Origin of the sequence: Streptomyces sp. NPDC013157, assembly GCF_042899865.1 — a bacterium.
Taxonomy (GTDB): Bacteria; Actinomycetota; Actinomycetes; order Streptomycetales; family Streptomycetaceae; genus Streptomyces.
This window is the reverse complement of the sequence record NZ_JBIBAK010000019.1, coordinates 68,598-81,896: the sequence shown is the minus strand read 5'-3', so window position 1 is coordinate 81,896 and position 13,299 is coordinate 68,598. Positions and strand designations below refer to the sequence as shown.

8 protein-coding genes are annotated in these 13,299 nt (G+C 71.2%); 1 reads left to right on the top strand and 7 read right to left on the bottom strand.

What is annotated here, in order from left to right; translation table 11 throughout:
• Positions 1 to 34 precede the first annotated feature (34 nt).
• From ACFY6U_RS41735 to ACFY6U_RS41705, 7 genes are all read right to left on the bottom strand, one after another.
• Positions 35 to 2,788: an alkaline phosphatase family protein gene (locus ACFY6U_RS41735; protein WP_390046892.1), complete on the bottom strand. Its 2,754-nt coding sequence runs from the start codon at positions 2,786 to 2,788 to the stop codon at positions 35 to 37.
• A 13-nt stretch (positions 2,789 to 2,801) separates the two neighbouring features.
• Complete coding sequence (locus tag ACFY6U_RS41730) at positions 2,802 to 4,175, bottom strand: ABC transporter permease (RefSeq protein WP_390046891.1); 1,374 nt, start codon at positions 4,173 to 4,175, stop codon at positions 2,802 to 2,804.
• Positions 4,172 to 5,128, bottom strand: coding sequence for an ABC transporter ATP-binding protein (locus ACFY6U_RS41725; RefSeq protein ID WP_390046890.1), 957 nt, complete (start codon positions 5,126 to 5,128; stop codon positions 4,172 to 4,174). Before ACFY6U_RS41725 ends, ACFY6U_RS41730 begins: the two co-directional genes overlap by 4 nt.
• 198 nt (positions 5,129 to 5,326) lie before the next feature.
• A complete protein-coding gene (locus ACFY6U_RS41720; RefSeq protein ID WP_390046888.1) occupies positions 5,327 to 6,172 on the bottom strand; it encodes an EamA family transporter in 846 nt (281 codons plus the stop codon).
• Positions 6,169 to 6,687 (bottom strand): YbaK/EbsC family protein, encoded by a 519-nt coding sequence (locus tag ACFY6U_RS41715; protein WP_390046886.1) that lies wholly within the window; start codon positions 6,685 to 6,687, stop codon positions 6,169 to 6,171. The genes ACFY6U_RS41720 and ACFY6U_RS41715 overlap by 4 nt, the downstream gene beginning before the upstream one ends.
• Before the next feature lie 122 nt (positions 6,688 to 6,809).
• Complete coding sequence (locus tag ACFY6U_RS41710; protein WP_390046884.1) at positions 6,810 to 9,029, bottom strand: MMPL family transporter; 2,220 nt, start codon at positions 9,027 to 9,029, stop codon at positions 6,810 to 6,812.
• Between the two features lie 124 nt (positions 9,030 to 9,153).
• On the bottom strand, positions 9,154 to 9,756 hold the full coding sequence (locus tag ACFY6U_RS41705; RefSeq protein WP_390046883.1) for a TetR/AcrR family transcriptional regulator: 603 nt from the start codon (positions 9,754 to 9,756) through the stop codon (positions 9,154 to 9,156).
• A 167-nt stretch (positions 9,757 to 9,923) separates the two neighbouring features.
• Here ACFY6U_RS41705 and ACFY6U_RS41700 point away from each other — a divergent pair, with 167 nt between their 5' ends.
• Positions 9,924 to 13,292, top strand: a complete 3,369-nt coding sequence (locus ACFY6U_RS41700; protein WP_390046881.1) for a S41 family peptidase — start codon at positions 9,924 to 9,926, stop codon at positions 13,290 to 13,292.
• Positions 13,293 to 13,299 lie beyond the last annotated feature (7 nt).

The window sequence follows — 13,299 nt, the reverse complement described above, 5'->3', positions numbered from 1 at the left end:
GCGGCCGGGGTCCCTGCGCGTGAGCGGGCCGGACTCAGCCGTCGTTCTCCGCCGACGGGAGGTAGGCGCCGGGCACGTCGTTCGGCGAGTAGATCTTCTTGTCGCCGGGGTAGGGCTTGGTCCAGTTGTGGGTCTGGTACCAGGTGTAACGGTTCATCTGGGTGGGGTTCGCGTAGTCCGGCACCGCGTTCTTGCCGGTCAGCCGCTGGTGCGAGGCCCACGTCTGCCACTGCGCCGCGACCTTGGCCTCGGCCGCCGGGACGGACACCGACGTCGGCGCGGCCGCCGCCTTGGCGTCCTGGGCCGCCGGGGTGTCCGAGCCACAGCTCGGCTGCGGGCTCACGCCGAGGGTCAGCGAGGTCCGGTTCGGGACCGCCGTGAACGGCGTGTCGTCCGCCTTGCTCGTGAACGCCCCGTACATCGGGGTGGCTGCGCTGTCGAGCTGGTTCATCGGGTGCACGCCGAGGATCTGCTCGATGGTGCGGACCATGGTGATCTGCGAGTAGTAGTGGTCGTCGACCTTGCCGTGCTGCGCGTACGGGCTGATGACCTGGACCGGGGCGCGGTGGCCGTCGACGTGGTCGAGGCCGGCCTGGGAGTCGTCCTCGACGACGAAGATCGCCGAGTCCTTCCAGTACTTGCTGTGGGTGATCTCGTCGACCATGCGGCCGACCGCGAGGTCGTTGTCGGCGACCTCGGCGGCCGCGTTGGCGGGGCCGCCGGTGTGGTCGTTGGAGAACCAGAACATGTTCAGGTTCGCCGGACCGTTCTTCTCGAAGTCCTGCTTCCAGATCTGCTCTTTGTAGATGTCCGGGACGTTGAGGTCGAACAGCGGGAAGCCCTGCACCGACACGTCGTTGAGCGAGGGGATCGCCGAGCCCGTCTTGATGGGGTAGGCGGTCTGCGCGCCGGTCGCGGCCATGTTCTTGCTGTCGCAGTACAGGTTCTGCCAGGTCGCGCCGGCCGGCTTGCTCTCGTACGACTGGAACTCACCGAAGTCCTTGACGGTCTGCCCGGCCGCCTGCGCGCCGGTCCAGATGAACCCGGTCTTCTGGTGGCCGAGGACGTCGTCCTCGGTGTCGTAGCTGCGGGTGTACTCGCCGGCCGACGACTCGGTGTACTCCGGGTTGTCCGACTGCATCAGCCAGTTGTGGCCCTCGGCGGAGTTGGTGCCGATGTCGTAGAAGTTGTCGTACAGGCCGAACTGCTCGGCCAGCGCGTGCTGGTTCGGCGTGACGTTCTCGCCGAACTGGGTGAGCGAGGAGTTTCCGTTGCCCTGCGGGAGGTCGCCGAAGACCTGGTCGTAGGTGCGGTTCTCCTTGACGAGCAGGAAGACGTGCTTGATCGTCGACGGGTCGCCGATCCGCTTCGGGACCGGGACGGCCTTCTTGTGGCTGTTGGCCTTGGCGGTCCTGACCGAGTTGGACGTCCAGCCGTTCTGCTTGAACACCTTGTTCGTCTCGGACCTGACGACCTGGTCGCTCGGCATCGTGAACTGGGTGAGACTCGACGTGGTGTCGTGCGTGTTGTGCCCGGCGGCGTCGGGACGGAGCGCGTCGATGCCGCGGGTGTTGGCGACGACGATCTTCTTGCCGAGGGCGGTGACCCCGGACGGGTAGTAGTCGGTGGGCAGCAGGCCGACGTAGCGGGCCGGCTGCTGCGGGGAGCTGTACCGGTAGACGGCGACGGCGTTGGCGCGGCCGAGGGTCACCAGGAGGCGGCCGTCGTCGGTGAGGGTGACCGCGTTCGGCTCGTAGCCGACGGAGGCCTCGGGCCACGGCTGGGTGGAGATCGTCTGGACGACCTTGTCCTTGCCGCTGTCGATGACCGAGACGCTGTTGTCGGCGGTGTTGGTGACGAACACCGCGCCCTTGCTCGCGTACACGGCGGTCGGGTGCAGGCCGACGTCGACGGTGCCGACGGCGGCGGACGGGTCCGCGGTGTCGATGACGCTGACCGTGCCGGTGGTGCTGGCACCGGTCTTCGGGTTCGCCACGACATTGGTGCCGTAGGAGTTGATGGTGGTGTCGCCGGCCTTGGCCGGGCGCCCGCCCTCGTTGCTGACGTAGAGCTTGCCGCCGACCAGGGCGAGACCGCGCGGGGCGTTGCCGACCGCCCAGGTCTGCTTGATCGTTCCGGTCGCCGCGTCTATGGCGACCACCTTGTTCTGGCCGTTGACCGCGGAGTACACGGTGGAGCCGTCGGCGGAGAACACGGCCGCGCCCACCAGCGCCTGCTTGGAGCCGTCGGCCGCGATGGTGACGGCCGTGGGGTTGGCGAGGGTGCCGTCGGCGTTGACGGTGAACTTGGTGTAGCCGTTCGCCTGGCCCAGCCACAGCTGCTTGCCGTCGGGCGAGTAGGTCGGGCCCTCCTGGCCCACCGCGCCGCTGCTGATGCGCAGGTCGTCGGCGGCGTTGGTGCCGATCTTCTGCTTGACCTGACCGGTCGCCAGGTCGACGACGACCAGGGAGGCGTCGCCGTCCGCGACGGAGGCGGCGAGATGGGTGCCGTCCGGGCTGACGACCGACGACATGATCTTGCCGTCGTTGATGACGCTGCGGGTGCCGTAGGGGTTGATGTACTGGTCGGCGGAGACGACCTGGCCGTTGGCGGTGGTCTGGCCGACCTGCTGGGTGCCGAACTGGTAGGTCGAGGCGACCGCGGTGCCCGTGACGCCGAGGGCGACGGCGATACCCGCCGTCACCAGCAGGGTCTGGCGGCCGACGTGTCTGCCGAAGAGGTGGAACTGCTTCTTCTCGTTGATCCGGCGCTGGCGGGTTACCTGCACGGAACTGTTCCCTTCAGTGTGTGTCGAGCAGGTCGACGTTGCCGTCGAACTGCCACAGCGGATTCGGGGCGTCGCCGGTCGAGGTCCGTACCAGGAAGTAGCCGTTGACTTCCTTGGGACCGTCGCCGTCGGCCACGAACCGCCCGTCCGAGGTGATGTCGAGCTGGTAGACCGCCGTCCCTGTGACCGCCGTGACGCCGGGGAGGTGCCAGCTGACGACGCAACGCCAGTCGTTGCCCGCGCCCTCCTGGGCGGACCGGCCGTCGCTCTTGGTGCATGCCGCCACGGCCTTCAGCTGGGCCTCGGTGACGGCGGGGCGGTGCAGCTGCTCGGTCTGCAGCCGGTAGAGGTGGCCGAAGACCGTGGCGAGGGACTTCTGCACCTTGTCCTGCTTGATCCCGGAGCCGGTCGACGGGGTGGCCACGGCGACCGCGCCGACGGTGAAGGCGGTCAGCGCGGCCAGCGGCAGCACGCCGAGGGTGAGCGCGCGGCGCCCGGAGCCGTCGTAGGCCGGGTTGGTGAAGTCCCGCCGTACGAACAGCGCATAGGCGAGGACCGTGGCGAGCACCGCCCACGCCAGGCTCACCGCGACGGCGATGAGGAGCGGGGCGAGCTGCGCGGGGCTGGTGAACAGGCCGTTCCAGGAGACGAAGGCGTAGCCGGGCAGGGCGAGGCGCACGGCGACGGGCAGCGGCAGCATCTGGGCGACCGACATCGCGAGCGCGACGACCGGGGGCAGCAGCAGGCCCATCGGGGAGCGGCCGAGGGCGACCGAACCGAGCAGGCCGATCGCGGCGAGGGAGAGGGTCGGGGCGAGGGCCGCGAGCCAGGCGAGCAGGACCCGGCCGGCCGCGTCGCCGGGCGACAGCAGGTGGCCGTCGAGGCCGACCAGCGGCTGGTCGCCGACCGACGCAAGACCGCCGAGCGTGCTGGAGGCGGCCAGTCCGGCCACCAGCAGCAGGATCACGCTGAGGCTGGCCAGTGACTTCGCCACGAAGATCCGCGCGGGCGAGCGGACCGCCACCAGCAGGTGGCGCCAGGTGCCGAGCCGGTCCTCGGCGGCGAACACGTCACCGGCGACCACCGACGTCAGCAGCGGCAGCGCCCAGGTGCCCGCGAAGCCGAGCATCACCAGCGGCCCGGCCCAGCCGGTGGCGTGCATCCAGCGTCCGAACAGCGTGTCGGCGGGCAGCGTGCTCTGCTGGCCGACCCCCGCGACGAACAGACCCGGCGCGATCCAGCAGGCGAGCACCAGCAGCCGGATCCGCCACTGCGAGACCAGCTTCACCAGCTCGAAGCGGTAGCCGCGGGACACGGGGACCCGGCGGGCGACGGCGGCTTCGGCGACGGTCGCGGCGGGCGCGGTGGTCGCGCTGGTCGTGGTCATCGGCCGGACTCCTGGTGCTCGGTGAGGGCGAGGAACGCGGCTTCGAGGGGCGAGACGACGGGGGCGAGTTCGCGTACCGCGACACCCGACCGCACGACCTCGGTGACGAGTTCGTCGAGGGCGGGCACCAGGGCGCGTACGACGAGCACGTCGGGGTCCTTCCGCAGGCCGGGGCCGGTGTCGTCGACGATCCGGACACCGGTCACGTCAGCGGCGAGCCGGCGCGCGGCCTCGGCGTCGGAGGTACGCAGCCGGTAGTCGAGTTCACGGTTCTCGGCGGCCAGCTTGGCCAGCGGGCCGGAGAAGACGACGCGGCCGGTGGCGAGGATGGTCACCTCGGAGCACAGCGCCTCCAGGTCGTCCATCCGGTGGCTGGAGAGCACCACCGCGGTGCCGTCGGCGGCGAGCCGGGTGAGGACGCCGTGCACGTGCCTCTTGCCGGCCGGGTCGAGGCCGTTGGACGGCTCGTCGAGGACGAGCAGCCGGGGCCGGGTGAGCAGGGCGGCGGCGAGCCCGAGCCGCTGGCGCATGCCGAGGGAGAAGCCGCGGGTCTTGTCGTCGGCGACATCGGTGAGCCCGACCTCGGCGAGCACGTCGTCGATACCCGCCGTCCCCCTGGTCCCGGTGTCGAGTCCGCGGAGCGTGGCCAGCGCGGCGAGGTTCTGCCGGGCGGTGAGCGAGGGGTAGAGACCGGGCGCGTCCACGAAGCCGGCGACGCCGTCGGGAGCGGTGAGCGCCCGCTCGACCGGCGTCCCCAGGATCTCCAGCCGGCCGCCGTCGGCCGCGGCGAGCCCCAGGAGGAGGCCGAGCAGGGTCGTCTTGCCGGCGCCGTTCGGCCCGACCAGTCCGTGGATCTGACCTTGCGTCACGTCCAGGTCCACGGCGTCCAGCGCGACGACGTCGCCGAAGCACTTGGTGATCCCGCGGGCCCGGACTGCGTGGAGTGTGTCCATGAGTCCCATGCGTCCCTTCTTCCGCAATCCGCAGGGACTTTATGGAGAACACACACCCCGGGCACAGACGCTCGGCTGAACGGCCGTGGAACGGTTCGTCAAGGCAACGGCAAGTCCGCTTGACCCGCCCCTGACTTCCTGCCGACGCGAACAACAGGCGGGCGTTTTACGTACGTTCGCCATGTTTCGATCCGTCGGCTACCCCGCGTGCAGCATCAGCCCGATCCCGAGGACCACCAGCCCGGCCGCCGCGATCCTGGGCGCCCCGAACCGCTCCTTGAAGAAGACCGCCCCGATGGCGGCACCGACGATGATCGACGACTCGCGCAGCGCGGCGACCGGAGCGAGTTCGGCGCGGGTCTGGGCCCACAGGACCAGCCCGTAGGCGAAGACGGACAGCAGGGCGCCGAAGAGCCCCAGGGCCGCGAACGGACGGGCCGCGGTGAGCAGTTCGCCGCGTCTGCGGTACAGGGCGTAGGCCGGGATCGCGAGACCCTGGAGGGCGATCAACCAGGCGATGTAGCCCACGGAGGATCCCGAGGCGCGCACCCCGAGGCCGTCCAGGACGGTGTACGCGGCGATCGTCAGGCCGGTGGCGAGGGCGGCGCCGATCGCCGTCCAGTCGGGGCGGCGGCCGCGCAGTCCCCACAGGGCGACCCCGGTGAGCCCGGCGCAGGAGACGGCGATGCCCGCGGCCGCGGGGGCGTCGGGCACCTCGTGCGCGAACACGGCGGCGAACAGGGTGACGAGGAGAGGCGCGGTGCCGCGCGCGATCGGGTACGCCTGTCCGAAGTCCCCGAGCCGGAAGGAGAGCATCAGCAGCGCGAAGTAGGCGACATGGACGACCGCGGAGGCGATCAGGTACGGCCATGCGCCGGCCGCCGGCAGGGCGGCGAACGGCATCAGCAGCGACCCGATCAGCACGCTCCCGGCGGCGATCAGCGAGGAGCCGACGAGTTTGTCGCTGATCTGGTGGGCGATGGCGTTCCAACTGGCGTGCGTGACCGCGGCGAACAGGACGGCCGCGGTGACCGCCGGGGTCACGTGGTGGGCTCGCGCACGTCCACGACGGTGGCGCCGGCGTGTGCCACCAGGGCGGCGGGCGCGATCGGGAAGACGGCGTGGGGGTTGCCGGCGGCGGCCCACACCACGTCGTGGCGCAGCAGCGCCCGGTCGGCGAGCACGCGCGTGCGCGTGCGGTGCCCGAAGGGCGGTACGCCGCCGATGGCGTACCCGGTCGTCTCGCGTACGACGTCCGCCTTGGCCCGGGTCACCTTCGCGGCGCCGAGTTCCTTGCGGACCAGTTCCACGTCGACACGGGAGGCGCCGTCCATCAGCACCAGCACCGGCACTCCGTCGGCCGCGAAGATCAGCGACTTGCAGATCTCGCTCAGCTCGCACCCGACCGCGGCGGCGGCCTCGGCGGCGGTACGGGTGGCGTCCGGGAACCGCCGGACCCGGGAGGTCAGCTCCCCCAGCCCCAACTCCTCCAGGGCGGCGGCGAAACGAGGATGGGCTCCGAGGCCCCCGGCATCGGCGTCAGTGGCGGCTGTCGTCATGGGGGCACGCTAACGGGGCGGGGGAAGGCGCGGCGAGTGGTTAAGTGCGGGGTACACGAGGAAGCCGGTGAGGGCGCCCCGTCCCCACGGACCCTCACCGGCGGTCTGTCACGAGCCGTACGTCAGACGCGTACGAGCTCCCGGTCCTCGTCGTCCTGGCCGGTCCCGGCGTCCTTGTCGGACAGGGCGCGCAGGCCCTCGCCCTCGACGTCGACGTTGGGCAGCACCCGGTCCAGCCACTTCGGCAGCCACCAGGCGCGCTTGCCGAGCAGGGCGAGCACCGCCGGGACGATCGCCATGCGGACCACGAACGCGTCGAAGAAGACGGCGATGGCGAGGCCGAAGCCGATCATCTTGATCATGGACTCGCCGGCGGTGATGAAGCCGCTGAAGACGGAGATCATGATGATCGCGGCGGCGGCCACGACCCGCGCGCTGTGCCGGAAGCCGGTCACCACGGCCTGGCCGGGCGTCTCGCCGTGGACGTACGCCTCCCGCATCCGGGTCACGAGGAACACCTCGTAGTCCATGGCGAGACCGAAGACCACGCCCACCATGAAGATCGGCATCATCGACATGATCGGGCCGGTCTGCTCGACGCCGAGCAGGCCGCCGAGCCAGCCCCACTGGAAGACCGCGACGACGGCGCCGAGCGCGGCGAGCACGCTGAGCAGGAAGCCGAGGGCCGCCTTGAGCGGGACCAGGATGGAGCGGAAGACCGCGATCAGCAGGAGGAAGGCGAGGCCGACGACCAGCGCCAGGTACGGGACCAGCGCGTCGTTGAGCTTCTGCGAGAAGTCGATGTTCATGGCGGTGGTGCCGGTGACCAGGACCCGCGCGCCGGTGTCGGCCTTGACGTCGGCGCCCTGGTCGCGGATGGCGTGCACCAGGTCCTCGGTCTGCACCGAGGAGGGCTTGGAGTCCGGGATCACCGTGATCGTCGCGGTGTCGCCGGCCTTGTTGAACGCCGCCGGGGTCACCGTCACGACGTCCTTGAGGCCCTTGATGTCGTCGGCCACCTTGGTGGCCGCGGCCTTGGGGGTGTCACTGTCCTTGGCGTCGACCACGATCATCAGGGGCCCGTTGAAGCCGGGACCGAAGCCCTCGGACAGCAGGTCGTAGGCCCGGCGCTGGGTCGTGGACGTGGGCTGCGAGCCGTCGTCGGGCAGGCCCAGTTCGAGCTGGGTGGCGGGGAGGGCGATCGCGCCCAGTGCGGCCACGCCGAGCAGCAGCACGGCTGCCGGGCGGCGGACCACGAAGCTCGCCCAGCGGGCGCCCAGGCCGGGCTTGTCCTGCTGGACGGCACGGGCGCGTGTCCGGCGCTTCTCGCCCGCGGCCCTGACCCGCCGGCCCGCGTAGCCGAGCATCGCCGGGATCATGGTCAGCGCGATGAGGACGGAGACCACGACCGTGCCAGCCGCCGCGAGGCCCATCTTCGTCAGCATCGGCACGCCGACGACCGAGAGACCCGCGAGCGCGATCACGACCGTGAGGCCCGCGAAGACCACCGCCGAGCCCGCCGTACCGGCGGCGCGGCCGACCGCCTCCTCGCGGTCGCGGCCCTCGGCCAGCTCGCTGCGGTAGCGGGAGACGATGAACAGCGCGTAGTCGATGCCGACCGCGAGACCGATCATCAGCGCCAGTGTGGACGTGGTGTCACCGAGGTCGAGCGCCTTGGCGAGGGCGGTGATGGTGGAGACGCCGATGCCGACGCCGATGATCGCTGTCAGCAGCGGCAGTCCGGCCGCGACCAGTGAGCCCAGGGTGATGACGAGGACGACGGCGGCGATGGCGAGACCGATGGCCTCTCCGGCGCCTCCCGCGTCGGCCCCGGACTGGAGCGCGTCCCCGCCGACCTCGACGGTCAGCCCGGCCTTCTGGGCGTCGTGCCCGGCCGCCTCCAGCGCGTCGCGGGAGGAGTCCTTGAGCTCCGTGCCGGAGACGTCGTAGCGCACCGAGGCGTAGGCGACGGTGCCGTCCTTGCTGACGGCGTGCTGCTTGTACGGGTCGGTGACGGAGGTGACCTCCGAGCCGTCGGCCAGCTCCTTCACGGTCTTCTTGACGGTGGCCTTGTTGAGCTTGTCCGTCATCTTCTCGCCGGCCGGTGCTTTGAAGACCACCCGCGCGGTGGCGCCGTCGGAGCTGGAGCCGGGGAAGCGCTGGTCCAGCAGGTCGAAGGCCTTCTGGGCCTCGGTGCCGGGGATCGAGAAGGAGCTGGAGCCGGCCGCGGGGGCGGAGGCGGCGGCGACGCCTGCGAGGGTCAGCAGCGCCACCCACAGGAGGGCGACGTAGTGCCGTCGCCGAAAGGCGAGACGGCCCAGTTTGTAGAGGAACGTGGCCACGAAGGCGTACTCCCGGTCAGGTCGTGGGGTTTTCGGGGCAGGGGTGATCGGCCCGGTGGGTGGCAGGGCTGATCGGCCCGACGACGTGAGCGGAGACGTCAGGTGGGCTGGCTGCGGGGAAGGGTCAGCAGGTGGGTGCGCCGAGGGCGGGAAGCACCACGGCGTCGATGTACGACAGCAGGAAGGCCTGGGTGGGCGGCTGCTCGTCGATCAGCGAACGGGCGGCGAATCCACCGATCATCATGTGCATCACGAAGTCGATCGCAGGGTTGTCCGCACGGACCTCGCCCCGGTCGATCGCCCGTTGCAGCACCTGGCGGAACTGGGCCATCTCGGGCTCGATCAGATGCTCCCTGAACGCCTGCAGGAGGTCCGGGTTGCCGTGGACCGCCATGGCGAGCCCGCGCATCAGCGCGGAGTTCTGCTCCATCTCGCAGTCGTCCGAACGCATCGTGAGGGTGTGCAGATCGCCCCGGAGCGACCCGGTGTCGATCTCGCCGAGTGCGCCCCCCGGCTTCTGGTACCGGACCGCCCTGGCCACCAGCTCGGCCTTCCCGCCCCACTGGCGGTAGAGGGTGGCCTTGCTGGACTTGGTGCGGGCGGCGACGGCGTCCATGGTGAGGGCGTCGTAACCGACCTCGCGGAGCAGGTCGAGCACGGCCTCGTACAGCTCGGCCTCGCGCTCAGGCGTGATCCGACTGCGACGCGCCGTTGCGACCTCAGTCATGCCACTCACCCTCCACTGCTCCCTCGTCACCTTCGTGCTTGCCTCTCGAAGATACCCCGCGATCTACAGAAACGAAACCGTTTCGTACGTGTGCTGTCTCACGTGACTGAGAAATCCGTGAGTTCCCACGAGTTGCTGGCCCTCCGCGCCCGGAAAAGCATGGGGAGGTGAGCTATCTGCGCCTGCCGCATCTCAGCGGCGACCTGTTGTGCTTCGTGGCCGAGGACGACCTCTGGCTGACCTCGCTCGACGCCCCGGGCCGCGCCTGGCGGCTCACCGTCGACCGCACCAAGTCCGGCCACCCGCGCTTCTCGCCGGACGGCCGCCGGATCGCGTACACGAGCTGGCGCAGCCTGGTCCCCGAGATCCACCTGGTCGACGTCGACGGCGGCCCCGGCCGGCAGCTGACGTACTGGGGCAGCGCCGACACCCAGGTGTGCGGCTGGACTCCGGAGGGGGACATCCTGGCGGTCGCCTCGCACGGGCAGCCCTTCTCCTATTTCACCTGGGCCTACAAGGTCTCCACCGACGGCGACCCGGGCCGCAAGCTGCCCTGGGGGCCGGTCGCCGACATCCAGGTCGCCGACATCGCCGACGAACGCAGGACCCTGCTGCTCACCGGTACCCCGCCGCACGAGCCGGCCGGCTGGAAGCGCTACCGGGGCGGCGCCATGGGCCGACTGTGGCTGCACGGGCAGCGGCTGCTCGACGGCATCGGCGGCCATCTGCACTCACCCATGTTCGTCGGCGGCCGGATCGCCTTCCTCTCCGACCACGAGGGCGTCGGCAACCTCTACTCCTGCGCCTACGACGGCTCCGACCTGCGCCGGCACACCGACCACGACGCCTTCTACGCCCGGCACGCCTCCAGCGACGGCACGCGCGTGGTCTACCAGTGCGCGGGCGACCTCTGGCTCGTCGACGACCTCGGCCCGGCCGCGGCACCGCGCAGGCTCGACGTACGGCTGTCCGGGCCCCGGGCCGGGCGCCGCCCCTACCAGGTGCCGGCCGCCCAGCACGTCGACGGCGTCTCCGTCGACGAGACGGGCCGGGCCAGCGCCGTCGTCGTACGCGGCAGCCTGCACTGGCTCACCCACCGCGACGGCCCGGCCCGCACCATCGCCGACACCCCCGGGGTACGGGTACGGCTCCCGGAGATGCTCGGCTCGACCGGGCAGATCGCCTACGTCACCGACGCCGGCGGCGAGGACGCCGTCGAGATCGCCCACCTGCCCCGGGCGACCGGCGCCCGCCCACCGCGCCGGCTGGCCTGCGGGAAGCTGGGCCGGGTGCTCGAACTGGTCTCGGACCCGCTGGGCGAACGGCTGGCGGTGGCCGCACACGACGGCCGGCTGCTGCTCATCGACGTGGCCGAGGAGGTCGAGGTCGTCGAAACCTCCGCCGACTCCGTTGATTCTGCCGTCCCGGTTGATTCTCTTGACGACATTGACCAGGTTGACGGCGAAGAGCCTGCCGACGTTGACTCTGCTGACGGTGCGGGTTCCGGTGACGTGGTCACCGAGTTGATCCAGTCGGTCAACGGACCGGTCCGTGATCTGGCCTTCTCACCGGACGGGTCATGGCTGACCTGGTCACATCCGGGCATCGGCCGTTCGCTGCGGCAGATCAAGATGGCCCGCATCAGCGACCGGCTCGTCATCGACGTCACCAACGGCCGCTTCGAGGACGAGAACCCGGTCTTCACCCGAGACGGCCGCTACCTCGCGTTCCTGTCCTGGCGCGGCTTCGACCCGGTGTACGACGTGCACACCGGCGACCTGTCCTTCCCGCTCGGCTGCCGCCCCTACCTGGTCCCGCTCTCCTCGGCGACCCCCTCCCCGTTCGCGCTCAACCCGGACGGCCGGCCGGCCGCCGGGGGCCTGGACCCCGTCGAGGACGAGGAGCCCGGTGAGGGCGGCGCGGTGACGGTCGAGGTGGAAGGGCTGGAGAGCCGCGTGACCCCGTTCCCGGTCACCGCCTCCAAGTACTCGGCGATGTACCCGGTCGCGGGCGGCGGACTGGTCTGGCTGCGCTGGCCGATCTCGGGCGCGCTGGGCGAGACCTTCGTCAACCCGGCCGACACCAGCGGGCGGCCGACCCTGGAGTACTTCAACATCAGCAAGGCGAAAAAGTCCGAACTCGTGGACCACCTGGACTGGTTCACGGTCAGCGGCGACGGCAGTCGGCTGGTCGTGGTCGACGAGGGCGAGCTGCGGGCCGTGCCGTCGACAGAGTCCGGCGACGGCGACACCACCGTCTGGCTCGACCTGCGCCGCATCCTCCACGAGGTCGACCCGCCCGCCGAGTGGCGCCAGTCGTACGCCGAGGCCGGCCGCCTCATCCGGGACTACTTCTGGGACCCCGGGATGTGCGGCATCGACTGGGACGGGGTGCTCGACCAGTACCGCCCGCTGCTCGAACGGGTCGCCTCCCCCGACGACTTCGCGGACCTCCTCCGCGAGGTCCTCGGCGAGCTGGGCACCTCGCACGCCTACGTCACCCCGGCCCGCCGCAACGAGGGCCCGCCGCACTACCAGCGCTTCCAGGGCCTGCTCGGCGCCAACCTCGTACGCCGGGACGGCGGCTGGACGGTCAAGCGGATCCTGCCCGGCGACTCCTCCGACTCCAAGGCGCGTTCCCCGCTCGCCGGCACCGGCATCCGGGAGGGCGCGGTCCTCACCCACATCGACGGCAGACCGGTGGACCCAGTGACCGGGCCGTTCCCGCTGCTCGCGGGCGCGGGGGCCACCACGGTGGAGCTGACGTTCGTCCCGGGCGAGGGCGAGTCGGGGCCGCCGCGCCGGGTCGCCGTCCTCCCGCTGATCGACGAACGGCCGCTGCGCTACCAGGACTGGGTGGCCAAACGCCGCGAGGTGGTGCGGGAGATGAGCGGCGGCAAGTGCGGCTACCTGCACATCCCGGACATGGGCGGCTCGGGCTGGGCCCAGTTCAACCGCGACCTGCGGATGGAGGTCTCCCGGCCGGCGCTCATCGTCGACGTGCGCGGCAACGCGGGCGGCCACATCAGCGAACTCGTCGTGGAGCAACTCACCCGGACCATCCTCGGCTGGGACCTGACGAGGAACGCCCAGCCGGTGTCGTACGCCTCCAACGCCCCGCGCGGCCCGATCGTCGCGCTCGCCGACGAGGCCACCTCCTCCGACGGCGACATGATCACGGCCGCGATCAAACTGCTGAAGCTCGGCCCGGTCGTCGGACAGCGCACCTGGGGCGGAGTGGTCGGCATGACCGGCCGCCACCGCCTGGGCGACGGCACGGTGATCACGGTGCCGATGAACGCGGCCTGGTTCGAGGACTACGGCTGGTCCGTCGAGAACCACGGCGTCGCCCCCGACCTGGAGGTCCTGCGCACCCCCCTGGACTGGGCCGAGGGCCGCCACGTCGAGATGGACGACGCCATCCAACTCGCCCTCGACCTCCTGACCGACCACCCGGCAGCCGTCCCCCCCGACTACAGCGAAGCCCCGAACAGGGCCCGCCCGAAGCTTCCCCCAAGGCCGACGAGCGCCCCGTAGGGGCGCG